Below are 24,752 nucleotides of genomic sequence, written 5' to 3'. Positions count from 1 at the left end.
CACGCGGCGATGGTCCAATGGGCCATGATCATCATCATGACCCGCCGCCTCGCCCGTCACCAACACACCTAAAACCCTTATTTACCAGGGTCTTACGTACTGGTGGATCAGCCGTTCACGGGCCCGCATGCTCACCGTCGAACGGTGCAGGGTCTCGGCCCGTACGGCGTAGATCGCCTCCCGCACCGGTTCGGTGATGCTCGGCCGGTCACCGCCGCGCCGCAGTAACCGTCCGTCGGCGCAGCCGATGACCCCGAAGCGGTGAAAGGCCGCCGCCCACCGTCGCAGCGTGCGCTCACTGACCTGGCGCAACCCCAGCAAAGCCGCCGCATCGTCGCTCCACGCCTGCAGCTCGGCGATTTTCGCTGCGCGACGTTGCGTCAGCGTGGTCACCGCCGGGTCGTACCTGGACCGCGGTTCACCCGGCGCAGGGCGGTGCGGCTCACCACCGCGGAAGCCCGTCTCGACCTCCAGCAGGTGCGCCACCCTGAGCAGCAGCTGCTCACGAGCTTGACTCGTGAGGTCATCGAGCCCGGCCGGCTGACGCTGCGCTCGAGGTCCCGGCGTGACCGCCGGTCGGGCCGCCGCGACCAGCTCACGAACGGAGGCAGGGCGGCGTTCGCCGTGCTCATCGCGCAGCAAGACCCGGCCGTGGTGGACCAGGACCTGCTCGACCGTCCAGGCGACACCGTGCAGGACCAGCCGGCATCCGGCCACCACATCGAGCGGTGCCGCCGGGACGCTCATGGTGCCGCCGGGGCTGCCGGCCAGATCGGGGAGCGGTCGGTCAGCGGAAGAGCTAGATCGACACCCAGCCGTCGATGCCAGAGCAGATGGACCACGAACGCGCGGCCCAGTGCCGGCATCGTGCACCCGGCTACCAGTTGACCGACCGTGGATCCGCGCTGGCCGACGGCCGCGAGCAGCACGGCGATCACGCCGAGCGGGTCATGCAGCTGTCTGCGCTGCGCCGACAGCGCGTCGATCGTGGTCATGACCTGGGCACGCCACCCCGGCACCACCAGGTAGCACCACCCAACAGCCAGCGCCGCTTCAGCTGTCGCCGCGAACGCCTCCCGGTCCTCGCCGGTGATCCGTGCGCCCGGCCGCACGTCGATCAACGTTGTTCCACCATTCGTGACCGTGAGGAAGTCCGGGACGTGACGGCGCCATCCGGCGCGGGTGCCGTAGCGCAGCAACAGCGGCTGCGAATACACGTCAAGCAACCCCGGGACGAAGTCCAGCGCCAGCAGCAACCGCTGCTCAGCCATGCTCTCGAATCCATGATGCCGACCGATACTGACCAGATACTGCAGCCCTGGCCGATGCCGTTGACCGGTGCGCCACGCGAAACGGCGCAACGGCTCGACTCGGCCGGGCGGCACCGAGGCCATGTCGCGCACCGGGCACACGATCTCAGCGCCGTTCACCCGCCAGGTGGCCGTCCAGCGTCGGGCCCAGCCGGGCGTCACCAGCAGGTCATCGCAGTCGCACGATGCGATGCCGTACGGCTCGACCAGGTCCGTCACCGTGCAGCTGTCCGACCGAACCAGCGTCGTGCTCGGTGCGCCATCCGGCGTCATAGCATTCATCGATACCGCATCTGGCGGCAAGCTGGTCTGCGCGACCTATGAATTCACCCGTTAGGGACTGGCCCCTGGCTGGTGATGTGGTGGCGTTGCCAGGCGGTCGTGGCGATCTGTACCGCGTCCGAGGGGCTGCCCAACGGTGGGGTGTAAGACAGGTCCAGGGCGGCGATGTCGGCGACAGCGGCGCCGTAGCCGATGGCGGTGGCGTAGGTGTCGATGCGTTTGGCGATCTCCGCACCGCGCGAGCCGAGCAACTGCGCGCCGAGCAGTCGCCCGGTGGTGCGGTCCCCGGTGACCCGGATACGGATGGGCGTGGCACCGGGATAGTAGGCCTTGTGGTCATCGGCGAATGTGGCGACCGTGAGCGGGTCGTAGCCGGCCTCACGGGCGGAGCCGTCACGAAGTCCGGTGCCGCGCCCGGGCGGTGTGGTGGCATACGCCGGTGACGATCATCCGGTCCATACTGCTGTTCGCTGTCGCCGCGCTGGCCGAGATCGGTGGCGCCCGTCTGATCTGGCAAGGCGTCGGCGAACACAAAGGCGTGCTCTGAATCGGTGCCGGCATCGCCGCGCTCGGCGCCTACGGATTCGTCGCCACCTTCCAGCCGGATGCGAACTTTCGGCCGGATCCTGCCCGCCTACGGCGGGGTGTTCGTCGCCGGGTCGCTGGGCCTGGCTAGGGAAGGTACGAGCGAGCCAGTCACCGTGAGGGGTGGCGACGCGGCAATGCGCCGTCGGTACCGGCCGATGGCCTAGGCGTTCGCGGCCAGGGGTCGCGCGCCGCGAATGCCGGGCGTATGGCTCGCTTGTTTACGGCGTGGTCGCCAAGCTCTGGCCGGATGGCTGGCGATGGTTGGCGAGGTAGTCGTGGGCGCGGTCCGGGTCGAGGGGGCGGGCGAAGTGGTAGCCCTGGCCGAGTTCGCAGCCCAGGCGCCGTAGGGAGTCGAGTTGGTCGGGGGTTTCGATTCCCTCGGCGATGGTTTGCATGTCGAGGGTGTGGGCCAGTTCGATGACGGTGCGGACGATCGCGAAATCTTCCTGCCCGGCGTTGATGCGGTCGATGAAGGATTTGTCGATTTTGAGTTCGTCGACGGGGAATTGGCGCAGGTATGACAGGGATGAGTAGCCGGTTCCGAAGTCGTCGATGGCCAGGCGTACGCCGAGGCCTTTGAGTTCGCGGAGGCGGTGCAGGCTTTTGGCGGGTTCGTCCATGAGGATGCTTTCGGTCAGCTCGAGAGTCAGGGCTGCGGGGGGCAGGCCGGTTTCGGTGAGGATTTCCTCGATGTCGATGGCGAGTTGCCCGTCGAGGAGTTGGCGGGCGGAGACGTTGACGCTCAGGGTCAGCGTCGGGTTGTCTTCCTGTCGCCATTGGGCCGCCTGCCGGCAGCTCTCGCGCAGCACCCAGCGGCCGAGGTCGACGATGGCGCCGGTCTCTTCGGCCATTGGGATGAACAGTGCCGGGCTGATCGTGCCGCGGGCGGGGTGGGTCCACCGGGCGAGCGCCTCGACACCGAGGGCGACACCGGTGTTGAGGTCGAGCAGCGGCTGGTACTGCACCCAGATCTGCTCGGTGCCGATGGCCTGCTGGAGTTCGCCGGGCAGTTCCAGGCGTTCGACGAGTCCGGTGAGCATGTGCTCGGCGAACATCACGGGACGGCGTGAACCTTCCTTCTTCGCGCAGTACATCGCCAGATCGGCGTTGCCGAGCAGTTGACTGGCGTCGCGCGATGACGAGACGTCGGCGACGCCGATGCTGGCGCCGATGAAGATCTCCTTGCCACAGATCAGAATCGGCCGCTTGAGGGCGTCGATGATCCGTTCGCCGACCCGGACCCCGGTGCCCGCGCCGGCGCCGGCCACCAGGACCGCGAACTCGTCCCCGCCGAGCCGCGCGGCCAGGTCCTCGTCGCGCAGGCAGTCACGGATGCGTTCGCCCACCTTCACCAGCAGTTCGTCGCCGGCGTGGTGACCGAGGGTGTCGTTGACCGCCTTGAACCGGGCGAGATCGATGAACAGCACGCTCACTTCGGACTCGCCGCCGGAAGCGGCCAGTTCGTGATCGAGTCGCTGCAGGAACAGGGTGCGGCCCGGCAGCCCGGTCAGCGAGTCGTGGGACGCCTCGTGCACGGCTGCCAGGCTGCTGGTCTCCTTCACCGTGACGCGCCGGGCAACCGCGACGGCGAACATCACGATGAGCAGCACGATCACGCCGAGGATGGCCCAGATGCGGTTCTGTAGCGCGGTAAGCGGTGCGAGGAGTTCGGCGGAGTCCTGCTCGACGACGATCGTCCAGCCCGAGTCGTAGAACGGCATCGAGGCGCCGAGCATCTCGTGGCCGTCCGGTGACGGGTAGAAGCCCATGGCCTCTCGGCAGCCGGTCGCGACGCCCGCGTTCGGGGTGTATTTCCCGGCGTGGCACACCGGGTCATGGGCTCCGTGCTGGGTGCGCGTCCACGGTACGACGCTGCCCGTACGGGTGAGCATCGCGGCGGGATGCACCCGGGACTCGGTGATCATGATGTTGTTGCGGTTGACGAGGTAGTAGTCGAAGGTCTTGCCGACGCCGGCGAGGTAGAACGCGCCGGCTTTGCCCTCCAGGTTGCCGATCTCGCCGTTGACGATGTTGGTGAGCATGAGGGCGTCGGCGTGCACGTAGACCATGCCGTCCCGGGCGGGCGCGCCGAAGGTCAGGTACGGCTCGTTGTCGACCAGGTAGACGTCGGAGTAACCGGTGCTCAGGTCGACCGGGCGATCCCAACGCAGACCCTCGCGTGCCTGATCGGACGACACGACGATGACGCCCCCACGGACGAAGTCGACCGCCTGGTAGGTCTTCAACGTGGGAATGTGGCGGGTTCCGGCCGCGATTTCTTCGGTGAACGGGTGGTCGTCGGCGTGGAACACGTCGGTGGCGACGGTCGAGGTGAACAATGGCCGCACGCTGTCCGGGCCGGTCGCGTTGATCTGAGCGGCGAGTTCCGTGGCGAATTTCTCGTTCTGCCCGAGGAAGCGGATGACGCCTTGCTGCTTGGCGTCGGCGAAGTTCATCAGACCACCGACTGCGGTCTGTACCTGGAGGTCCCGCACGGTTCCCCGGATGTACACCGCCAGACCGGTCAGGGGAATCAGGGACAACGCCAGAAACAGTGCTACCAGCCGCCACTGCGCCGCCGAGCACCCGAGCACCCGGCGACCCACCACCGCCGACACCGGCGGGACCGCCGCGGCGGTTCCCCGCGCCCGACGTGCAGGCCCAGCCCCACGCACCATCTCCATGCCTGGCACTTCGGCCCGGCCCTTCGCGACCTGAGAAACCCGCTCCGTGTGCTTGCGACGTTGGGGCAGGGCGGAACGGTCTCAGCCAGCAGCGGCGCTGACCCTGATGCCGGCCCCACTGATGACGTGCAGCCGCACCAGTTCACGCCCTTCGCGGCGGAGATCTCCAGCTGGTTCAGCAGGGCGGACACACCGATCGACCCCGTCGCGGATCGGCTGCACGCCAGGACAGATGCGTCCGTCCCGGCGGCGTTGGAGTGCCGGCGTGAAGACATCGAACCGGCGACGGGCTTGTGCGGGGCTGAGGGATCAAAGTTCGAGGAAGGAGGCGATGTACCGTTCCGCGTCGAGCGCGGCGGCGCAGCCGGTGCCGGAGGCCGTGATGGCCTGGCGGTAGGTGTGGTCGACGAGGTCGCCGGCGGCGAACACGCCTGGGATGTTGGTGCGGGTGCTGGGGACGTCGACCTTGACGTACCCGTCGTCGTCCATCTCGATCTGACCCTTGAACAGCTCGCTGCGGGGGTCGTGGCCGATGGCGACGAAGACGCCGGTGACATCGAGCACCTTGGTCTGGTCGGTCTGCAGATTACGCAGCCGGGCGCCGACCACCTTGCCGTCGTCACCGAGGATCTCCTCGACGACGCTGTTCCATTCGACCTTGATCTTCGGGTTGCTCTTCGCGCGCAGCGCCATCACCTTGCTGGCCCGGAAGTCGTCGCGGCGGTGCACGATCGTCACGGTCTGCGCGAAGCGGGTGAGGAAGGTCGCCTCCTCCATCGCGGAGTCGCCACCGCCGACCACGATGATGTGCTGGTTGCGGAAGGAGAAGCCGTCACAGGTCGCACACGACGAGACACCGTGGCCGAGCAGTTCCTGCTCGCCGGGGACGCCCAGCGGACGCCACGCGGATCCGATGGACAGGATGACGGCGCGGGCGAAGTATTGCGTTTCGCCGACCCAGACGGTCTTGAGGCCCTCGGTGCCGGCCTCGGTGGGTTTGTCGTCCAGCTCGACGCGGGTGACGTCGTCGGTGATGAACTCGGCGCCGAAGCGCTCGGCCTGCTTGCGCATGTTGTCCATGAGTTCGGGGCCCATGATGCCGTCCGGGTGACCCGGGAAGTTTTCGACCTCGGTGGTGGTCATCAGCGCACCGCCGGATTGCACGCCCTCGATGACGAGGGGCTTGAGGTTCGCCCGGGCCGCATACAAAGCCGCGGTGTAACCGGACGGGCCCGAGCCAATGATGATCAGATTCCGGACCACATCCTGCTCCACGTCAGGCGGCCGGGATCAGGTCGGCCAGCAGCGCCTCGATGCGGGTCTTGATCTCGTCGCGGATCGGCCGCACGGAATCGACGCCCTTGCCGGCCGGGTCCTCGAGCTTCCAGTCCTCGTAGCGTTTGCCGGGGAAGATCGGGCAGGCGTCACCGCAGCCCATCGTGATGATCACGTCGGATGACTCGGCGGTCTCCCATTCGAGTTTCTTGGGGGTCTGGTCGGTGATGTCGATGCCGACCTCGGCCATCGCCTCGACCGCGGCCGGGTTGATCGTCTTGCCGGGTGCGGAGCCGGCCGAGCGGACCTCGACGGCGTCGCCGGCGAGGTGGCGCAGCCAGCCGGCGGCCATCTGGGAACGGCCGGCGTTGTGGACGCAGACGAACAGGACGCTGGGCTTGCTCATCGGGAGTGTCTCCTGGTGGTGTCGATGGGTGTTCAGGTCGAGCATCTGATGATGGCCGGGGTGCGAGCCGGGTTGATCAGCGCGGCGAAGGGTGGACGGCCGGTCATCGACGGCTCGCGCGCCCGGCGGCGTCGGTGCTGTCGTGGGCGACGACGACCTCGTCGGCTGCCTCCCCTGCACCGGGGTAGAGGGCGAGCAGCAGTCCCACGCCGACGGCGAGGCCGATGACCTGGGCGATGACGAAGCCGGGCACGGAGGCGGGGGCGATCCCGGCAAAGGTGTCGGTGAACGCGCGGCCGATCGTCACGGCCGGGTTGGCGAAGCTGGTGCTGCTGGTGAACCAGTACGCCGCGCCGATGTACGCGCCGACCGCCGCCGGGGCCACCGCCGCCCTGCCGGAGCGGGCGAGGGCGAAGATCAGCAGGATCAGCCCGGTCGTGGCGACGACCTCACCGAGCCACAGGTGCCCGGCGGAGCGTTGCTTGCTGGACAGGTCGACGGCGGCGAGGTCGAACATGAGGTTGGCCAGGACCGAGCCGGCGATCGCCCCGAGAGTCTGTGCGGCGGCGTAGCCGCCCAGCTGGGAGGCGGTCAGGCCGGAGCGGGTGCGGCGGCCGAGGAACCAGTCCGCGGCCGAGACGACCGGGTTGAAATGCGCCCCGGACACCGGCCCGAACGTCAGGATCAGCGCGCCCAGCGCGAACGCGGTCGCGACCGAGTTTTCGAGCAGTTGCAGGCCGACGTCGTCCGGCGACAGGGTAGTCGCCATGACGCCGGAGCCGACAACGGCGGTCACCAGCATCGCGGTGCCGACGAACTCGGCGAGCAGGCGCCGCCAGGTCGCAACAGTGTTCATGAGTCGAGGTTCTCCAGGTGAACGGGTCGGGATCGGGTGTCGGTGCGAGGTCAGGCGGGCACGTGCAGCTCGTCCAGGAGCCGGCGCACGCGGCGTTCGAGCTCGTCGCGGATCGGTCGTACGTCGGCGACCTCCAGGCCGGCGGGGTCGTCGAGGTCCCAGTTCTCATACCGGGTGCCAGGGAAGACCGGGCAGGCGTCGCCGCAGCCCATGGTGATCACCACGTCGGCGGCGCGGACGACTTCGTCGGTCCAGGGCTTGGGGTACTCGCCGGAGATGTCGATGCCGCGTTCACGCATGGCGGCGACAGCGGCGGCGTTGATCTGGTTGCCGGGCTCGGAGCCGCCGGACCAGGCGATGGCGTTGTCACCGGCGAGGTGGCTGAAGAAGCCCAGGGCCATCTGGGAGCGGCCGGCGTTGTGGGTGCACAGGAACAACACGACCGGTTTGCCGTCACGGTGGTGACCCTCGACGCGGGCCAGGGCCTGCAGGCGCTGGCGGGCGAAGCGCTCGGCGAGCAGCGGCAGGAAGTTGGGGATGCTTCCGAGGGCGGCGAACTGCTCGTAGCTGGTGTGCAGGAACCGTTCGATGGTCTCGGGGCCGTAGGTGCCGTCGAACTCGGCGGCGAGCCGGGTCGCCGCGGTCTTCAAGGCGAGGGTCTGGTCGATGGACAGGTCCGCACGCCAGTGGGCGGTGGTGTCGGTCATGACGGGTCTCCGGTCAGCGTGGGCGCGAGGCGGTCGATGCGCCCCGCGAGGTCGGTGTAGGCGGCCTCGAACGCCGCGTCGGTGTCGGCGCGTACCGGGTCGGGCACCGACCAGTGCACCCGCGGCCAGACCGTCGCGGTGAGGCCTTCGTGGGCGTTGTCGCAGACCGCGATGACCAAGTCGTCGTCGGTGACCACGTCGCTGATGTGCGCGGTGCCGGCCGGGTTCAGCCGCAGGCCGTGCCGGCGGGCGACCCGCACCGCCCGAGGGTGGACCCGCTGCGCGGGGTGGGTGCCGGCGGATGCGGCGGGTCGGTGGGTGCGATCGGCCCAGAGGGCGGCGGCCAGCTGGGAGCGCGCCGAGTTGTGGGTGCACACGAAGACCACCCGGGCCGCCTCCGGCAGGCGGGGCGGGGTGAGCAGGGTGAGTGTGTCGGGGCGTAGCCGCAGGTAGGTGCGGCGCCGGTCGGCCTCGGAGCGGGTGCGTTCCAGCAGGCCGGCCTCGGCGAGGACTTTGACGTGGTGCGCGACGAGGTTCGTCGCCATGTCGAGGTCGTGGGCGATCTCGCCGGGCGAGGCGTCACCGAGGCTCAGCGCGTCGACGATCGCCAGGCGTGCCGGGTCGCCGAGCGCGGCGTGGATCCGCGCCCGCTCCCTCAACGATGTCCGCTCAGTGTTCATTGACTCAATGGTTGCTGAGGTTGTGGGGTGGTGCAAGGGTATCGGGTGGCTGTTCACCTGATAGTCATCTGCGTCAGCGCTGCGCGGCTTGTCCAGGTTGATGTGAGATGGTCGGCGCGGACAGGCCGAACGCAGGACCACCACGCGGTGCTGCCCCGCGGCTCACCACGTTCGCCTGCCGATACGACACGAGGGAGCACCCGTTCATGAGTAGCGACACCACCGGTACCGACTGCTGCGCACCTACCGCGGACGGTTGTTGCGCCCCGGCGGCGAGCCCGGTGCAGATCATCGCCGCCCCCGTACGGCTGATGCAGCCCCAGCCCGCCGCCATGGCCGGCGGGCAGCCGCAAGACCTGCCGGTCGTGATCATCGGAGCCGGACCGGTCGGATTGGCCGCCGCCGCGCACCTGCACGAGCAGGGCATGGCGTTCCTCGTCCTCGAGGCCGGTACCGAGATCGCTGCGTCGGTGCGGCAGTGGGCCCATGTCGTGTTGTTCAGCCCGTGGCGTTACAACATCGACGCCGCCGCCCGGCGGCTGCTGGATGCCGCCGGCTGGGCCGCCCCTGACGACGAGGCGCTGCCGACCGGCGCGCAGCTGGTCGAGGACTACCTGCAGCCTCTCGCGAAGCTGCCCGTGATCGCCGCGTATCTGCGCTTCGGCGCCCGTGTCGTCGCCATGAGCCGGGTGGCGGTGGATCGGGTCCGGACCGACGGTCGCGTCGACCAGCCGTTCATCGTCCGGCTCGCCGACGGCACTGACGTCACCGCCAGCGCGGTCATCGACGCCTCCGGTACCTGGCGCACTCCCAACCCGCTCGGGCTCAACGGCCTGCCCGCGCACGGTGAGGCCGAGCTCGCCGACCTGATCGACCACGCCCTGCCCGACGTTCTCGGCGCCGACCGTGACGCCCACGCCGGCCGGCACACCGTCGTCGTCGGTGCCGGGCACTCCGCCGCGAACACGCTGCTGGACCTGGCCCGCCTCGCCGACGTCACGCCCGGCACCCGGATCACCTGGGCCGTGCGCGGTGGATCCGTGCAGCGGGCGTTCGGCGGCGAGGACGCCGACGAACTGCCCGCCCGCGGCGCGCTGGGCAGCGGGCTACGTGCCTTGGTCGACACCGGCAAGGTCACCTTGGTCGCAGCCTTCGGCGTGCACACCGTGCGCCGCAACGGCGGCGGCATCGACGTGGTCGCTGCCGACGGGCGCACGATCACCGCCGACCGGGTGGCGTCCGCCACCGGGTTCCGGCCCGACCACGGCATCGCCGCCGAGTTGCGCCTGGACCTGGACCCGATCCTCGGCTGCACCCGCACCCTGGCGGACCTGATCGACCCGAATGAACACTCCTGCGGCACCGTCGAGCCGCACGGCTACCGGGAGTTGTCTCAGCCGGAGCCGAACTACTACGCCGTGGGCATGAAGTCCTACGGCCGGGCTCCGACGTTCCTGATGGCCACCGGCTACGAGCAGGTCCGCTCCATCGCGGCCGCGCTGGCCGGTGACTTCGACGCCGCCGACGACGTCCAGCTCGACTTGCCCGAGACCGGGGTCTGCGGCTCCAACCTCGCCGCCGAAGCCGCATCCCGCGACATCGCCGCCCGCTTCCGCCTCGAGGAGGACGTGCCCGCCAAGCTCGCCGCCGCGACGATGGCTTTGCTGCCCACATCGGCGAGTACCAGCGACGCCGTGCGCGCCGCGACAGCCGAGATCAACCTCGACCCTGAGATCGCTCTGCGGATCGCCACGCTCACCGAACAGCCCGGCGCACTGCCCAGCGTCACCGGGCTGATCAGCCTCGCCCCCGCAGCGGGCGGCGCCTGCTGCTCGTGACGCCCCCGCCGTCGCGCAGCCCCGACCCGGTCAGGGCGTGGCTGCCGACGGTGTGCGGCGTGCCAGGCGCCACGCGACCGGCACCGAGAACCCGTACATCAGCAGGCCGTAGGCCAGCAGGGTCAGCACCACCGTCGCGGAGGCGGTGGAGGCGACGAACAAGGCCAGCGACAGGTTCCGCACGGTGGTCGTCATCGCGACGGCACGACGGACCCCTGCCGGGCCCGGCCACGGCAGGAATACCAGCGCCAGGCACGCCGCCACGAGCACGGCGATGACGGCGACGGTTTCCCAACCCAGCTGCGGTAGCCGGCTGCAGCCGGTCACCACGAAGTACGCCACCAGCACCGCCAGCAGCACGTCCGCAACCCGCCGCGCGGCTCGGTGCACCCGGCGGGCGGACTTGGGTCGGCGCCGCAGCAGCCACATGCCCGTGGCCAACGGCACCAGCTGTCCCACCAGGGCCACGCCGATGAGCCACAGGCCCGCTGTGCCGGTGGGCAGCAGGTCGTGCCCGGCCACCGCCGCCCAGACCGGGACGCTGAGCAGGCCCAGCGGAGCGTGGACGCCCCGCAGCGCCGCGCTGACGGCCAGGTCCCCGCGGGCGTACAGGGTCAGCAGCGCGCCGGTCCCGCCGCCGGGCGCGGCGGCGGCCAGCACGATGCCCAGCGACGCCTGCGGACCGAGATCAACCAGCCTTGTCAGCGCCACGGCCAGTCCCGGCACGACGATCACGTTCAGTCCCACGGCGGCCGCGAACACCGCGGGCCGGCGTCCGAGCGTGCGGGAGTCCTCGACGGTCAGGGCCGTACCGATGGCCAGCATCGACGCGACCAGCCGCGCGGCGACCGCGACCGTGCTCACCGGCGGGCCGTGGCCCGCCCCGCGGGCCGGCGGCGTAGCAGGGCGGTGAGGACGTGGGCCGCGTCGCGGCCGACACCGCGCAAGGTGGCCGAGGCGAAGCTGCGCTGCCGCTCCAGACCCACGAAACCCAGACCCGGTACGGCGGTCGACACGCCACCGGTGTGCATCGGCACACCATAGGCGTCCAGCGCCCCGCCACTGTCCAGGAAGGGCAGATGAGGCCGGTAGCCGGTGGCCAGCAGCACCACGTCGACCCCGCTCGGACGTCCCGTCGGGCCACACCACCCGGTCGCCGTCGAGTCGGGCGAACAGCGGCCGATGGTCGGGTCGCCCGGCGCGGATCGCCGTGCGGTAGCGGCCGTCGTCGATCACCGGCACCGACCCCTTCGCGAGCCGCGGACCCAGCCGGGACGAGTCCAGGCCGGTGCGGGTCAGCCACCAGTGGAAGTCGCGCCCCAGATACCGCTGCGGCTGAAACCGCAACGGGCCGCGGGTCGTCAGGCTGACCTTCGCCACCGTCGCCAGCTCGACGGCGATCTGCACCGCGGAGTTGCCGCCGCCGACCACCAGGACCCGGGAGCCGGCGAACGGTGCGGGATCGCGGTACTGCGCCGCGTGCAGCACCGTCCCGGTGAAGTTGTCCAAGCCCGGCAGCGACGGCCGGTAGGGGGCCCCGAACCCGCCGGTGGCCGCCACGACTGCTGGTGAGCTCACCGTCGTGCCGTCCATAGTGGTGACGCTGAATCCGCCGTCGCCGGGCAGCACCTGCGCGACCGTGTTGGCGAAGCGCACCTCGGCCTGCAGACGGTTGGTGTAGGCGGCCAGGTAGTCGACCACCTCGTCACGAAGCGGGTACCTGTCCGGGTCGCCGGGGAAGCCGAAACCGGGCAGCGACGAGGACCGGGCCGGGGAGAACAACGTCAGGCTGTCGTAGTACGACGGCCACGAACCACCCGGCCCGGGTCCGGCGTCCAGCACCAGGGGACGTAGCCCCAGGCCGAGGGCGGTGTGGGCGGTGGCCAGGCCAGCCTGTCCACCGCCGATGACGACGAGGTCTACAGAACTCATGCCAGCAATGTATCGTCAGATCGGGAAATGACGAAACGTCGGGATGGGGCAGACTGAACGCGATGACCACGCCACCAGCGCTCGACGGGGCCGCCCAGGACTTCCTCAAAGCCCTCGCGAGCGAGACCCGCCAGCAGATCATGACCCTGTTCGCGGGCGGCAAGCAGCTCACCGTCGGCGAGGTCGCCGACTGCTGCGGGCTGGGTCAGTCCACCGCCAGCGAACAACTGGCCATCCTGCGCCGCGGCGGCCTGGTCACCGCGACCCGCGACGGCAAGCTCGTGCGCTACCGCGCCGACCCCACCACGATCGGCGCCCGCCTGAACGACCTGCAGGGCTACCTGGCGTGCTGCTGCCCACCGCCGGAGCAGGCCACCCCGGATCGGCAATAGACGAGCTGCTCGCGGATCGCTGCGAGGTCGCGGCCCGAGGCCGACCACTCCGCGATGGGGGTCGGCGGCCGACCGCGCCTCGATGGCTCGGTGCGGGTCGGCTAAACGCTGACGGACTCGTCAACAGTCAGCAGGGCGGCGAGCTGGCGCATCAGGCCCGGCCGGGCACGGTAATACACCCAGCTGGCCCGGCGCTCAGCGTCGACCAATCCGGCCTCGCGCAGCACCTTGAGGTGATGCGAGACCGTCGGCCCGGAGATCTCGAACGCCGGCGCGAGGTCGCAGACGCAGGCCTCTCCACCCTCGGCCGAGGCGATCATCGACAGCAGCTGCAGCCGGATCGGGTCGCCGAGCGCCTTGAACGCCGGCGCCAGCGTCGCCGCGGTCTGCGCGGGGATGCGGTTCTGCGCGATCGGCGGGCAGCACGGCGCTTCCGCGCCGAGGTCAGCGACGGTGAGCGGCACCACTGATTTCGACATACATCGAGATTGACAGATTTCGAAACCGTGTGCAAGTCTTGGTTTCGACAGACATCAAACTCGACAACTGTCGAAACCGATCGACGTCGATCACCTGGAGGTTCGCCATGTTCCGTCTCCCCCGCCGCACGCCCCGCCTGTCCGGCGTCCAGTTCTGCGACAGCTGCGCCGAGGTCACCACGGCCGCCGACCGCGCCCGGCTGCACCGCGAACGCGTCATCAGCCACGCGCTCACGCTGACCTGGCCACGCTGACCCGTTCCCAGTCCGACCGTCCAGCAGCGCCCTACCCACGAAGGAGAACGACCATGAGCGACACCCAGACCCCCGGCGGCTTCACCGGCAACCCGACCGCAGCCCTCGACGTCGCCGGCACCGGCGGCTGCTGCGGCAACCCGCCACAGGCCACCCTCACCCTCCCGGACACCGCGCCGGCCGACGCCGGGCCGTGTTGCGGCACCGCGACCGACGCGGCAGCGGAGGGCTCCTGCTGCGGCAGCACCGCCAAGGCCGACGCCGTCGCCTCCGGCCAGGGCTGCTGCGGATGACCACCCCGACCGTCCCGGTGGACGGCCTCGACCCGCTGCTGGCTGCGGTGGACGGCGCCAGCATGGCCGCCACCGTCGCCACGCTGGCGGGTGAGCCGTTCGCCGGGCGGCGGGTCGGCACGCCCGGCGGTGGGGCGGCCCGCGCCTGGCTGGGCGGGCAGCTCGCGGACCTGGACGCGGCCGTCAGCCTCGAGGCCTTCCCGGTCACCGCGGTACCCGAGGTGTGCGCCGCGCCCACGGTGTCCTGCCACGACGGCGTCGAGACCCGCCGGCTGGACTTCGGCCGCGACGTGGCCGTACACCTGGCCTCGGCGCAACAGCCGCGTCCGGTCCGCGGGGACCTCGCCGTCGCCGGGCACGGCGAGTCGGCCGGGCGGTGGCTGCTGGTCCCGGCCGGGATGAGCCTGGCCGACGCCGGCGGGCACGCCGACCGGGCGGCGGGACTGCTGATCGGCCGCACCGTGGACGCCGACGGCTGGCAGTACACGATGCTCGCCGGGCCAAATCCGGGACCGCTGCCGGTCCTGAGCCTCGAGCCCGGCCTCCACGCGAGCCTGCTGCGGGCCGCCGACCGGGGCGTCGGCTGGCTGGCGGGCAACACGCCGATCCGGCGCGTGGACGTGTCCGCGGCGAACGTGCACGCCCGGTGGCGGACCGCCGCCGACGGGCAGCCGGACCTGCTGCTGACCGCGCACTACGACGGCGTCGGCGACCACCCCGGCCTGCGGCAGCCCGCGGCGGCCGACAACGCCAGTGGCGTCGCCGTCGTCCTGGAGGCCGCCCGGATCCTCGCCCCGGCCCTGCCGGGCGGTGCCGGACTCGCCGTCGCGCTGCTCGACGCCGAAGAAGCCGGCGCCCTCGGCTCCGCCCACCACGCCGCACAGTTGCGGGACGACGACGTGCAGCCGTGGGTCATCAACGTCGACGGCGCCGGACACCTGCACCAGGCCGCCGCCGTCGAAGCCGGCGGCCCCGCGCACCCACTGCTCGCCGCACTCCACCAGGCGGGACGCCACACCGGCCTGACCCTGGTCGCCGGGCCGGTCGCCTCCGACAACCGCCGCTACGCCGCCGCCGACCTTCCCGTGATCGGGATCGGCGCCGGCATGGCCGGCTACCACAGTCCCGCCGACATCCCGGAACGCGTCGAGACCAGCGCTCTGATCGCCGTCGCGCGCCTGGTGGTGGCGACCGCATGGTTGGTGGCCACGACACCGGCTACACGTTCATCGGCAATCGGCGATTAACGATGGAGTTGGTGAGTGATGGCAGACTTGCTCGACCGGGGCATTGCGCAGGAGTACGCCTCCTGGTTCCGCGCTCTCGCCGACCCCACCCGGGTCCAGATCGTGGAGTACCTGGCCCGGCAGAACCGGCCTATGCCGGTAGCGGAGATCGTCGCCGCGGTCGGCCTGGCCCAGTCCACCGTCTCGCAGCACCTGAAGATCCTCACCGAGGTGCGCTTCGTCCTGGTGGAGCCGGTCGGCACCGCCCGGCACTACCGGATCAACGCCCGCTGCATCGACTGCTTCCCGTCCGCCGCCGACGTCGTGATGGGCCGCCCCGCACCGACGGCGACCGGAGGCTGCGCATGACCGCCGTCGTGATCCGCGCCATGCGCGCCGAGGACGCCAAGCAGGTCCTGGCGATCTACCAGGCCGGCATGGACACCGGCAACGCCGGCTTCGAACACACCGCCCCCGACTGGACGGCGTTCGACGCGAGCAAGCTGCCCGAGCATCGGATCACGGCCATCACCGCGGCGGTGGTGACGACTCCAGCGAGTGCCCACAGGTAGACGTGGCCGGCTCGGGGGTGACGGCCGGGGCGCTTGCGCGTGGCGGCGGCGCGCGCCCCGGCGACGACGGCGGTCAGCCCGGCCGCGAGGTGGCCGGCGAGCGCGGCGGTGAACACCGGCCCGGCGTCCGGGATAGGCAGCCCGAACAGGTCACCGGCGAGCATTGCGGCCCACCGTGGACCGGTCCGGGGTTGCCGTACGGCGCCGCAGGGCCGCGGCACGGCGAATGGTGATCGAGCTGAAGCCGATGCGGATCAGGCTGGCGGCGACGGCGACCAGTCCCAGCGGTGGCGTCGGGGCATCCGACCCGAGGTAGACGGCCAGGATGGTCAGATCGCCGGTGATGGCCAGCCCGGCCACGGCGAGCACAGCCACCACCGCCCGGCCGGCACCGGCCTCGGGCAACCACCGCATCAGCCGGCCGGTGGCGGCGAAGGTGGTCGCGGTGGTGGCGAGGCCGGCCGCGACCAGCGGAATGGCCGGGATGGCGGCAACCAACGCGGTCAAGCCCCAGGGGCGTGGGTGCAGCAGGAGCAGCCACCAGATGCCGACCAGCGGCCCGGTGGCCACGAACCAGCCGAGGGTCTGCCGGGCGTAGCCGATGGTCAGCTCGGCGGCGAAGGCGTCCGCGACGGCCGCCGGGGTGCCGAACCGGGCGATGGCCACGCTCGCCGCGCGCTCGGCCGGTAGTCCGGCCGTGATCTGGTCGGCGACCGCCTGGTCGAGACCGTCGCGCAGTTCGGCGAGGATCCGGGCCCGCCGCCGGCGCGGCCCGTGCAGACCCGCGGCGATCTCAGCCAGGTACGCGTCGATGCGCGCCGGTGGGGTGTTCATGCCGGTGCGGGTCGGGGCCGGGCGGACAACACGGCGGCCACGGCGGCGGAGAACTGATCCCAGAGAGCGCGGTGCTCACCCAGCGCGGCGTGCCCCGCCGGCGTGAGGTGGTAGGCGCGGCGCCGCCTGCCGTCCACGGTCTGCCACTCGCTGGCGATCAGGCCGGCCCGCTCGAGGCGGTGCAGCGCCGGGTAGACGGTGCCGGTCGGCAAATCCAACGTGCCGCCGCTGGCGGACCGCAGTGCCTCGATGACCGCGTACCCGTGCTGCGGACCTGGTTCCAGCACGGCCAGCAGCAGCGCATCGAGATGACCTTTGAGCAGTTCCGGCCGCATCGCCACCACACTCGCCTCTGCTCTCTCGGGTCTTGCCCGGCTCGGTCCGACGTGCTTACTGTAGCGAGACAATACTTTGCGACACTACCTATGGGGTGCGGGGTGGACACGCAGACGGTGATCGTGGACCTGGCCGACGCGGGCACGTGCGGCCGGGCGGTGGTGGGCGGTAAGGCTTCGGTCCTCGGCGACCTGCTCACGGCCGGCTTCGCGATCCCGCCCGGCGTTGTCGTGCCGGCCGGCGCTCGCGGCGATCCCGGCCTGGCCGAGCGGCTGACAGCGGCCGTGGCCCGGCTGGGTGCGGACCAGTACGCGGTCCGGTCGTCCGCGGCGGCCGAGGACCTTCCGGACGCCTCCTACGCCGGGCTGTACGAGACCTACCTCAACGTGCCCGCCGGTGGCCTCGCCGACGCGGTGCGACGGTGTTTCGCCGCGGCCGACGCCGACCGCGTGACCGGCTACCGGCAGTGGCACGGCGGCACCGGCGGGGCGATGGCCGTGCTCGTGCAGGCGATGGTCGATCCGGCCGCGGCCGGGGTGGCGTTCACCGCGCATCCGGTCACCGGTGACCGCGGGCAGACGATCGTCACCGCCGTTCCCGGGCTGGGCGACCCTCTGGTATCCGGCGAGACGACCGGTGAGGAGTGGACCATCGCCGCGGGCCGGGCCACGCTGACCCGGCCCGGTCCGACCCGCAGCCCCGCATTGACCGCGGACGCGGCTGCCGCGGTCGCCGTACTCGCCCGCCGGGTCGCCGACCGATACGACCGGCCGCAGGACGTCGAGTGGGCCATCGACCACGCGGGCCGGCTGTGGCTGCTGCAGGCACGGCCGATGACCGCCCTGCCGGACCCGGTGTCCTGGGCACCGCCCGGCCCGGGGTTGTGGACGCGCAACTTCCGGCTGGGCGAATGGCTGCCCGAGCCGGTGACACCCCTGTTCGCCACCTGGCTGCTGCCCGCCCTGGAGGACGCCTACCTCGACGGCATGCACGGCACTGTCGGGGTGCGGGTGCCGTTCCGCTGGACCCTGGTCAACGGCTGGTACTACAACGCCACACCCATACCGTCGCCCGCACTGCTGGCCCGCGTCCTCGGCCAGGGTCGGCGCCGCGCCGTCAAAGTGCTCTACCACGCGCTCATCCGGGTCGGCCGGGACCCGGCCGACGCCGACCGCGCGGTGCTGTCCGGCCTCGCCCGTCAGTGGCGCGACCACCAGGCACCCCGCTACCGGCACCTGGTCACCGAGGCTGAGGCCGACGCCGGCACCGCCGATCCGCGGCGTCTTGTCGCCCTGGTGGACCAGCTTGGCCGCCAGGCCGGCATCAGCCTGTGGTACCTGGCGATCGTGGGCGGGTCGGCGTGGAAGATGGAAGCCCGCCTGACCCGCTTCGTCCGCGAGCACCTCGCCGCGGTCCTACCGGACGCCGCCGGCGGCACGCAAGTGCTGCTACGCGGCCTGCCCGGCGCCGAACCGGCCACGGCCGGGCACGCGGTGCACAGCGTCGACTGGTACCACCCGACCGCCGGGGAACTCCCGCCACCACCGACCACCGCCGGTGACCGGCACGCCGAACTTGCCGGCCAACGCGCCGCCGCCGAGCAGCACTGCGCGGCGGCGCTCGCCGACCGGCCCGAGTTGCTCGCCTACTACCGGCAGCTGGTGGAGGTCACCCAGCGCTACGCGGTGATCCGGGAACAGCAGGCCCGCGAGCTCACCCTCGCCTGGCCGGTACTGCGTTCCTGCGTACGCCGACTCGGCGCACACCTCACCGCCATCGGCGTTCTCGACGACGCCGACGACGTGTTCTTCTGCACCCGCACCGACCTCGACGCCGCTCTCGCCGGGCACGCCTCACCTTTGACGGCAACAGCGGCCGCGGGGCGCCGCGCTTGGGAGCGGCAACGGCGGTTGCCGGCACCGTTGGCCCTGGGCCGCCCGCCCCGACTCGTCGGTGACGTCATCGACCGCATGGTCCGGCAGGCCCGCGGCCCGGCCGACATCCGCGCCGCGATCGTCGGGCATCCCGCCTCCGCCGGACAAGCCACCGGCTCGGTCCGCATCATCACCGGACCACACGACTTCGCCACCCTCGCCGACGGCGACGTCCTGGTCGCCCCGGCCACCACCCCGGCCTGGACCCCACTGTTCGCTCTCGCCGCCGCGGTCGTCACCGACGGCGGCACCCTCGCCGCCCACGCCTCCCTCGTCGCCCGCGAATACGGCATCCCCGCCGTCGTCGGTACCGGCGACGCCACCCGCCGCCTGCACACCGGCCAACGCGTCACCGTCAACGGCACCACCGGCACCGTCACCGTGCACGACCAGACCTGACCCGAAGGCCGCCCGACCGTCGGATTCGGCAGCACCCCCGTCCGCGCGAAAGGCCTGTTGTGGGAACGCAGTGATCATGGCAGTGGGGCGAGTCCGTGACCTGCGGTTTGCAGGGTCTCCCGAGCGCGGGTCGGGTGTGTTGGTGCAGATTGTTGGCATGGCAAGGCGACTACGGGCTCGGGCGGTGTTGTGCTCCCATGTCCGCCGCGCCAGCCGTAGGCGCCGACGGCAAACGCTGGCCCGGCACGGCTGATGGTTTCACTGACCTCAGCCGCGGCGCCGAATGCAGGTCGGACGTGGCCGGCCCCGGCCCCTGGCTCAGCCGTCGGCGCTCGTGCGGTCGAACTGCATGACCGTCCCGGACTCGCTCGTGGTGACCGCGATCCCATGGTCAGCGAGCCGCTGCTTCATGCCGGCCACACCGCCCGCAACGTTGTCGGGCGCATCGTAGAACTCATCCAGCGCCGCGCGGGCCATGTCGCCGTCGGCGTCGCCGTCGACCAGGCCGATGTCCCACCAAACCTCGCCACCGGTAGCGCTGATCTGGAAATCGTAGAACGGGCAGCACGCCTTCTCCCGGGCGGCCAGGTCACGCACCCACGCCTCGACGCCGTCATCGGCGCGGAACCGCAACCGGACCCGCTGCCCGGTCCGCTCCCGCCCGGCCAGCGACTGCGCGAACAGCCGACCGTACTCGGCCACCCGCTCCTCCGCGGTGTCCCGCGCGTTGGTCAGGTCGCACACGATCGGAATCGGTGCCACGGTCGGATCACTCGACATCTCGTAACTCCCTTGCTCGGTTCGGATTGCGCCAGGTTCGCCCACGACCGTAAACTCTGGACTCGGGTCCAGAGTCAAGAGGTGACCGACGTGAAGATTGGGCAGGTGGCGTCCGAAGCCGAGGTGACCATCGACACCGTCCGGTTCTACGAACGCCGCGGCGTCTTGCCCGAGCCGGCCCGTCGGCCCTCGGGCTTCCGGGAGTACCCGGCCTCGACCGTGGAGCGGATCCGGATGGCCCGCATGCTCCAGAACCTCGGCTTCACCCTCGACGAGATCATCGAAATGCTGCACGCCCACGACGCCGGCACCGCCACCTGCGACAGCGAACAATGGCGACTCGAAGGCGCCCTCGACCGCATCGACCACCAGATCGCCGAACTGCGCCGCACCCGTCGGCTGATCAGCACCACAATGCAGGAGTGCCGCACCGGACAGTGCCGTTTCACCGCTCAGCTCGACGGCAGCCCGCCCGTCAACCGCTCGAGCGGCACCCCCGGCCCGGCCCCGCCGAGACCGCCGACCAGGGCTACGGGCTCCACGAGCTCGTCCTGACCGACCCGGACGGCAACCGGATAACCCCTCGGCAGCCCCACGCCTGGCCGGGCTGACCAGCCGTCGTTGCTGCCAACTCGCCACGCTGCCAGATCCGCTGGTTGCGTTGACGCCGAGTGAGAGATTCGTCGCCAACAGTGAGGATCTGCGGGCTATGTCGTGGTCAGTGCGTATGCCTGGGTGATCCAGTTCGTGAGCTCGTCGTCGATGTCATCCGCGCCGGTGAGCAGCACCTCGTTGTGGTATCGGTTCGCCGAGACCTGCTCGTGTTTGCGGACGCGGGTGGAGTCCAGCGCCGTGGTGGTCACGATCGTCAGCAGCAGTCCGGTGGCACGTGGGTGCACGCCCAGGAACGCCCGCCGATGCGCGATGTGCAGCGAGGTCTTCTTGTTCTGCACCTCGTAGGGGCCGAGCCGGTCCAGTACGTGTACCAGGGCCGTGTATGCCTCCTTGCTCGCCGGCCGGCTGTTGATGGCGTCCAGTGCGGTACCCGCCGTGGCTTCATCTCCTTGCTAGAAGCGGATTTCGTAGGCAAGCTCGACGTTGACCCCCGAGCAGCCTAATGACCAGGATCGGCGCGTACTCCTGGTCAGTAGCGCCGAGCGAATGCTCAGACCGATCCCGAGCAGCGCACTTACGAGCAGCCCATTGTGCTTCAAACCGGCTGCCGCTGGCCCGACGAGTCCGCCGAGGAAGAACCGTGACGCCGCGCGGCGACTCCCGGGTGACCGATGATCGGCTGAGGCATCCTTTGTTTGATCGGCCAATTCAGTAGCTCGAACGGGGGCTGTCTCGCTCCGCGAATTGCGTACCGGATATCGGTCCGTTAGTAGTTATTCGACCCGGGACGCATTCAACCTTCACGCCCGGGCGGACGATTGGATCTCGGTGCGTTGCCCATCGTGTCATCTCGACGTTCGGCGCCGATGGCAGCGCTGTCCGCGTTGCAATATCAACTTGTCCGGGGTGGACTCCGCGACCGATGTCGCGCTGTTCGGTGTGACGCCTGATCCGTCCTCCCCGTTGGCGTTCGATCGGTCGGTCCTCATGACGGTGCTGACCGTGGCAGTCGCTCTGACGGTCGTCCTGCTCATCGGAGTCGGCGCGGTGGAGGCGACCGACTCGCCGGCGTCCCCGTCGGCGATCACCGAGGCTCCACCGGTGTCCGAGCCGACGGAGGGCCGTCCAGACGTCGATCCGATCGTGCCCGCGCCGGCCGTGTCACCCCGTCCCACGCCGTCCCCGTCCGAGGCGGTGGTCCCTGGCGAGGTGAAGGCGTCCCGTTCGAGCAAGACGAGGCAGTCCCCGTCCGAGGCGGTGGTCCCGGGCGAGGTGAAGCCGTCACGTTCGAGCAAGAGGAGGCAGTCCCCGTCCGAGGCGGTGGTCCCGGGCGAGGTGAAGCCGTCACGTTCGAGCAAGAGGAGGCAGTCCACGCCGGAGCTCGAGGACGACCCCTCCGGAGACGATCCGTCCGGGATCTTTTCGGATACCTTCCCGGCGGACGAGCCGAGCATCTCCACCGAGCCAGATCCCTCCGTCGACCCGACGACGGATTCCGTGGTGGTGCCCAACGTTTGGGGTCTGAGCTGCGAAGCGGCCATGCAGGAGGTGATCGATGCGGGGATGCGGCCGCGTCTGATCGGCGGCACCACCGGAGCCGTACAGGGACAATCGCCGGGTTCCGGACTGTTGATGCCGCCGGACACCACGGTGCACCTGCACTGTGCGGACATCGGATGAGTCGTGGGGTGAGCGCGGAACACTCCGGCGCGGTGGCGGGGCCGTTCGGGTTCCGCGTGACGGAGCAGACCGCAGTGCCACTCACGGAGCAGACCCGGCAATTGTGCTGCGCGCCGTACGTCAACGGCGAATTCGCCAACCAGGTCATCGGCGAGGTGATCGAGGACGAGCACCGCGCCGTGGCGCCGTCATTCGGCTTCGACCTCGCCGCGGTGGTGCGCCACTGCTATCAGGCCCGGCGGATCCTCCTGCTGCGTAATGCGCTGCTGACCGGGCTGCTCGGTGCGGGCCTCGGGTACGTGCAGAAGCCGACGATCACTCTGCTGACGGTCGGGGCACTCATGCACACGGTCCGATTCGTCCGCACCCGGCGGCCGTCCCGGCGGCAGCGGGTGTTCCTGCCCGTCATTCTGCATCATCTACTCGGCTGGGCGCCGTTCCTGGTCGCCGCCCTGGTCTATTTCGGACTGCCGCTGGCCGGACAAGCCGGTGCCGCCCTGCGCCCGTTCACCGGGCTGAGCCGCGACGATCTGAGCGGTGACGCGCTGCTCGATCTCGCGTCACGCACCGGCGAGGCGGTATGGCACCTGGCCGCCGGGCCGGTTGCGCTGGCCGTGCTGACCCTCGCCGTTCTCGTCGGGTATCACGTGATCACGTACCGGATCCTCACGTCCAGCTTGGCCCACAGCGAGTATCCGGTGTTACCGCCGCTGCCGAACGCGCGTATCGCCCGGCGCGTCGCCCGGGTCGCCACCGCGCAGTACGGCAACGTGACCGTGCACTCGGCGGACCCCTTTCTCGGTACCGGAGATGTCGTCCGCGCCTGGTCGTTCGCGCTCCGCCTGCGCCGCCACAGCCGGGACGGAGCCCCGGGCGAGCCGGTGATGCTCGACCCGCTGAAGATCAACGACGAGGTTCGGCGTCGGCTCATGGAACTCGGCGACGAGGATCTGTCGCACCAACAGCGGGTGCCCGGCACTTGCCTGGTTCCGCACATCGTCGCGGACGGGCTGCTGGACTTGGACGACGAGCTCGTCTGCGGCCGGGAACGACTGACCTTCCCGGTGGCCGCTCCGGCGACGGTCGACGCGATCATCCGCCATCCGCAGGGTGGCCTCCGCCACTTCCAGCGAGTGGTGGTGGGCAATGTGGTGGCCGGTGAGGCCGACAACGCGGTGCGCACCGACGACGGCCGAGTCGTGGCCCGGCTACGCCACCAGGAAGTCGGCGTCTCGGCCTTCGTCCATCTCGCCGTCGAGGGCGGGCTGTTGTACGTCGAGTTCGTCGCCACCGTCCTGCCACCAGTGCAGCATCGCTATCACTTGCTCGACGCGCTGCACGGCAGCGCGGGGCGGCAGTGGGGACGTGCCATCGGCCAGGCCTGGCGAGGATGGGTCACCGATACCGCAGCCGCACCCTGGCGGCTCGGGCGTGGCGTCTGGCGGGTGTCCACCGGCCGGTCCCGGATGAACCGTGCCGAACGGGCGAGCCGGGAGTTCCGCCGGTACGACTACGGAGCCCGGCTCAGCGTCCGCACCCTGGCCGCCGAACCGGAACCGGTCACCTACCTCCAGAAGCTCGATGCGGAGAAATACGTGAAACTCATCGAGCGGGTGACCGCCGAGTCCGTTCTCGACCACCTCGAGCGGCACCACATCGACACGGCGGAGTTCAGCCGCCGGGTGAGCGTGATCCAGGACAACTCGATCCACATCAGTGGCAGCACCTTCCAGGCCGCGACCGCAATCGGCGTCACCGGCAGCGTCACCCAGCTACAGAACTGAGGAGATATGTCCCCGACCGGCGGCGACGGGTTCACCATCACCGGCAGTACGTTCCACGGCCCCACGGCGATCGGCGTGTCCGGCGGTACGGTCCACCAGACTCAACATGCGCCGCCCGTCATCGCCACCGTCATCGCCGAGCAGTTCGACGAGGTCCGCCGACTCATCGGCGCCGACCGGAGCGCGGTCGACGACCAGGCCGCCGCCGGTAACGATCTGGCGTGCATCGAGCGCGAGCTGGCCGGGCCCACCCCCGACCCGGCCGCTGTCGACACGTTGCTGCGGCGGCTGGCAGGCCGGGTGACGGCCGGCACTACACTGGTCGGGGCCGTGCTGACACTCGCCGAGCTGATCAGTCGGCACCTGGGTTGACACGACATGGCGTGGACTGTCCGACTGGACAACGATCGCGGCATCGTTGTCCCGATGACTCATCGGCAGCGAACCGCCTTTCGCGCAGGAGAGTTTCCACGAACAGTGTCGAGGAGCACGTCTGCGCAGCTCAACGGCGTTGTACAGCGTGAGCGCCTTACTGCGTCTGCTCCCATGACCTCTCCCGTCGTGACCGGAGTGCTCTATCGAGTGTTCAGGTGATGCCAGACCTCTACCTCGGTGG

The 24,752-nt window shown here is 70.6% G+C and carries 26 protein-coding genes and 2 pseudogenes; 13 read left to right on the top strand and 15 right to left on the bottom strand.

The window, feature by feature from the left end; all coding sequences use genetic code 11:
• Positions 1-81: 81 nt before the first annotated feature.
• The 3 genes and pseudogenes from AB0M54_RS44980 to AB0M54_RS44970 form a co-directional block, all read right to left on the bottom strand.
• Positions 82-747, bottom strand: coding sequence for a hypothetical protein (locus AB0M54_RS44980; protein WP_364478953.1), 666 nt, complete (start codon positions 745-747; stop codon positions 82-84).
• Positions 744-1,529 carry a TnsA-like heteromeric transposase endonuclease subunit gene (locus tag AB0M54_RS44975; RefSeq protein WP_364478950.1) on the bottom strand — a complete coding sequence of 262 codons (786 nt, stop codon included), beginning with the start codon at positions 1,527-1,529 and terminating at the stop codon, positions 744-746. The genes AB0M54_RS44980 and AB0M54_RS44975 overlap by 4 nt, the downstream gene beginning before the upstream one ends.
• 107 nt (positions 1,530-1,636) lie before the next feature.
• Positions 1,637-1,990: pseudogene (locus AB0M54_RS44970) on the bottom strand (CoA-disulfide reductase); the annotation flags it as partial.
• A 41-nt stretch (positions 1,991-2,031) separates the two neighbouring features.
• Between AB0M54_RS44970 and AB0M54_RS44965 the strand changes: the two are divergent.
• Positions 2,032-2,257: pseudogene (locus tag AB0M54_RS44965) on the top strand (YnfA family protein); the annotation flags it as partial.
• Between the two features lie 141 nt (positions 2,258-2,398).
• Here AB0M54_RS44965 and AB0M54_RS44960 read toward each other — a convergent pair.
• From AB0M54_RS44960 to AB0M54_RS44935, 6 genes are all read right to left on the bottom strand, one after another.
• Positions 2,399-4,798: an EAL domain-containing protein gene (locus AB0M54_RS44960; protein WP_364478947.1), complete on the bottom strand. Its 2,400-nt coding sequence runs from the start codon at positions 4,796-4,798 to the stop codon at positions 2,399-2,401.
• Between the two features lie 375 nt (positions 4,799-5,173).
• On the bottom strand, positions 5,174-6,127 hold the full coding sequence (gene trxB, locus AB0M54_RS44955; RefSeq protein WP_364478944.1) for a thioredoxin-disulfide reductase: 954 nt from the start codon (positions 6,125-6,127) through the stop codon (positions 5,174-5,176).
• 13 nt (positions 6,128-6,140) lie between these two features.
• On the bottom strand, positions 6,141-6,545 hold the full coding sequence (locus AB0M54_RS44950) for an arsenate reductase ArsC (RefSeq protein WP_364478941.1): 405 nt from the start codon (positions 6,543-6,545) through the stop codon (positions 6,141-6,143).
• A gap of 103 nt (positions 6,546-6,648) precedes the next feature.
• Entirely contained in the window at positions 6,649-7,401 is a 753-nt protein-coding gene (locus tag AB0M54_RS44945) for an MIP/aquaporin family protein (RefSeq protein WP_364478938.1), read from the bottom strand.
• Between the two features lie 50 nt (positions 7,402-7,451).
• Positions 7,452-8,108, bottom strand: coding sequence for an arsenate reductase ArsC (locus AB0M54_RS44940; protein ID WP_364478935.1), 657 nt, complete (start codon positions 8,106-8,108; stop codon positions 7,452-7,454).
• Entirely contained in the window at positions 8,105-8,788 is a 684-nt protein-coding gene (locus tag AB0M54_RS44935; RefSeq protein ID WP_364478932.1) for a helix-turn-helix domain-containing protein, read from the bottom strand. Before AB0M54_RS44935 ends, AB0M54_RS44940 begins: the two co-directional genes overlap by 4 nt.
• A gap of 332 nt (positions 8,789-9,120) precedes the next feature.
• Between AB0M54_RS44935 and AB0M54_RS44930 the strand changes: the two genes are divergently transcribed.
• The gene (locus AB0M54_RS44930; protein ID WP_364478958.1) at positions 9,121-10,626 is read left to right on the top strand and encodes an NAD(P)-binding domain-containing protein; all 1,506 of its coding nucleotides are present in this window, start codon (positions 9,121-9,123) and stop codon (positions 10,624-10,626) included.
• 30 nt (positions 10,627-10,656) lie between these two features.
• Here the strand turns inward: AB0M54_RS44930 and AB0M54_RS44925 are convergent, their stop codons facing one another.
• The gene (locus AB0M54_RS44925; RefSeq protein WP_364478929.1) at positions 10,657-12,558 is read right to left on the bottom strand and encodes an NAD(P)-binding domain-containing protein; all 1,902 of its coding nucleotides are present in this window, start codon (positions 12,556-12,558) and stop codon (positions 10,657-10,659) included.
• 62 nt (positions 12,559-12,620) lie between these two features.
• Here AB0M54_RS44925 and AB0M54_RS44920 point away from each other — a divergent pair, with 62 nt between their 5' ends.
• Positions 12,621-12,950 carry a metalloregulator ArsR/SmtB family transcription factor gene (locus tag AB0M54_RS44920; RefSeq protein WP_364478926.1) on the top strand — a complete coding sequence of 110 codons (330 nt, stop codon included), beginning with the start codon at positions 12,621-12,623 and terminating at the stop codon, positions 12,948-12,950.
• A gap of 101 nt (positions 12,951-13,051) precedes the next feature.
• On the opposite strand, the gene AB0M54_RS44915 is transcribed toward AB0M54_RS44920, so the two are convergent.
• Positions 13,052-13,429 (bottom strand): metalloregulator ArsR/SmtB family transcription factor, encoded by a 378-nt coding sequence (locus tag AB0M54_RS44915; RefSeq protein ID WP_364478923.1) that lies wholly within the window; start codon positions 13,427-13,429, stop codon positions 13,052-13,054.
• Between the two features lie 107 nt (positions 13,430-13,536).
• Here AB0M54_RS44915 and AB0M54_RS44910 point away from each other — a divergent pair, with 107 nt between their 5' ends.
• From AB0M54_RS44910 to AB0M54_RS44890, 5 genes are read left to right on the top strand one after another with little or no spacing between them, the layout of a single operon-like run.
• Positions 13,537-13,683 carry a hypothetical protein gene (locus AB0M54_RS44910; RefSeq protein WP_364478920.1) on the top strand — a complete coding sequence of 49 codons (147 nt, stop codon included), beginning with the start codon at positions 13,537-13,539 and terminating at the stop codon, positions 13,681-13,683.
• A gap of 53 nt (positions 13,684-13,736) precedes the next feature.
• Positions 13,737-13,976: a hypothetical protein gene (locus tag AB0M54_RS44905; RefSeq protein ID WP_364478917.1), complete on the top strand. Its 240-nt coding sequence runs from the start codon at positions 13,737-13,739 to the stop codon at positions 13,974-13,976.
• Entirely contained in the window at positions 13,973-15,223 is a 1,251-nt protein-coding gene (locus tag AB0M54_RS44900; RefSeq protein WP_364478915.1) for a M28 family peptidase, read from the top strand. Before AB0M54_RS44905 ends, AB0M54_RS44900 begins: the two co-directional genes overlap by 4 nt.
• Positions 15,224-15,241: 18 nt before the next feature.
• Positions 15,242-15,571, top strand: a complete 330-nt coding sequence (locus AB0M54_RS44895; RefSeq protein ID WP_364478912.1) for a metalloregulator ArsR/SmtB family transcription factor — start codon at positions 15,242-15,244, stop codon at positions 15,569-15,571.
• Positions 15,568-15,774, top strand: a complete 207-nt coding sequence (locus AB0M54_RS44890) for a hypothetical protein (RefSeq protein ID WP_364478909.1) — start codon at positions 15,568-15,570, stop codon at positions 15,772-15,774. Before AB0M54_RS44895 ends, AB0M54_RS44890 begins: the two co-directional genes overlap by 4 nt.
• A gap of 150 nt (positions 15,775-15,924) precedes the next feature.
• On the opposite strand, the gene AB0M54_RS44885 is transcribed toward AB0M54_RS44890, so the two are convergent.
• Positions 15,925-16,608, bottom strand: a complete 684-nt coding sequence (locus AB0M54_RS44885; RefSeq protein WP_364478906.1) for a permease prefix domain 1-containing protein — start codon at positions 16,606-16,608, stop codon at positions 15,925-15,927.
• A complete protein-coding gene (locus AB0M54_RS44880; RefSeq protein ID WP_364478903.1) occupies positions 16,605-16,943 on the bottom strand; it encodes a helix-turn-helix transcriptional regulator in 339 nt (112 codons plus the stop codon). The genes AB0M54_RS44885 and AB0M54_RS44880 overlap by 4 nt, the downstream gene beginning before the upstream one ends.
• Before the next feature lie 102 nt (positions 16,944-17,045).
• Between AB0M54_RS44880 and AB0M54_RS44875 the strand changes: the two genes are divergently transcribed.
• Positions 17,046-19,277: a PEP/pyruvate-binding domain-containing protein gene (locus tag AB0M54_RS44875; RefSeq protein WP_364478900.1), complete on the top strand. Its 2,232-nt coding sequence runs from the start codon at positions 17,046-17,048 to the stop codon at positions 19,275-19,277.
• 318 nt (positions 19,278-19,595) lie between these two features.
• Here the strand turns inward: AB0M54_RS44875 and AB0M54_RS44870 are convergent, their stop codons facing one another.
• Complete coding sequence (locus tag AB0M54_RS44870) at positions 19,596-20,057, bottom strand: hypothetical protein (protein ID WP_364478897.1); 462 nt, start codon at positions 20,055-20,057, stop codon at positions 19,596-19,598.
• Positions 20,058-20,147: 90 nt separating this feature from the next.
• On the opposite strand from AB0M54_RS44870, the gene AB0M54_RS44865 reads away from it, so the two are divergent.
• Complete coding sequence (locus AB0M54_RS44865) at positions 20,148-20,612, top strand: MerR family transcriptional regulator (RefSeq protein ID WP_364478894.1); 465 nt, start codon at positions 20,148-20,150, stop codon at positions 20,610-20,612.
• Positions 20,613-20,764: 152 nt separating this feature from the next.
• Here the strand turns inward: AB0M54_RS44865 and AB0M54_RS44860 are convergent, their stop codons facing one another.
• Positions 20,765-21,085: a DUF5655 domain-containing protein gene (locus AB0M54_RS44860; protein ID WP_364478955.1), complete on the bottom strand. Its 321-nt coding sequence runs from the start codon at positions 21,083-21,085 to the stop codon at positions 20,765-20,767.
• A gap of 331 nt (positions 21,086-21,416) precedes the next feature.
• On the opposite strand from AB0M54_RS44860, the gene AB0M54_RS44855 reads away from it, so the two are divergent.
• From AB0M54_RS44855 to AB0M54_RS44845, 3 genes are read left to right on the top strand one after another with little or no spacing between them, the layout of a single operon-like run.
• Positions 21,417-22,352, top strand: a complete 936-nt coding sequence (locus AB0M54_RS44855) for a PASTA domain-containing protein (RefSeq protein WP_364478891.1) — start codon at positions 21,417-21,419, stop codon at positions 22,350-22,352.
• An 8-nt stretch (positions 22,353-22,360) separates the two neighbouring features.
• Positions 22,361-24,136 (top strand): hypothetical protein, encoded by a 1,776-nt coding sequence (locus tag AB0M54_RS44850; RefSeq protein ID WP_364478888.1) that lies wholly within the window; start codon positions 22,361-22,363, stop codon positions 24,134-24,136.
• A gap of 6 nt (positions 24,137-24,142) precedes the next feature.
• Positions 24,143-24,508, top strand: coding sequence for a hypothetical protein (locus AB0M54_RS44845; protein WP_364478885.1), 366 nt, complete (start codon positions 24,143-24,145; stop codon positions 24,506-24,508).
• Positions 24,509-24,752: the final 244 nt, after the last annotated feature.

It is taken from the genome of Actinoplanes sp. NPDC051470, assembly GCF_040682035.1.
GTDB lineage: Bacteria > Actinomycetota > Actinomycetes > Mycobacteriales > Micromonosporaceae > Actinoplanes.
Note: the sequence above shows the minus strand (reverse complement) of the source record. Positions and strands in the feature narration are given on the sequence as shown.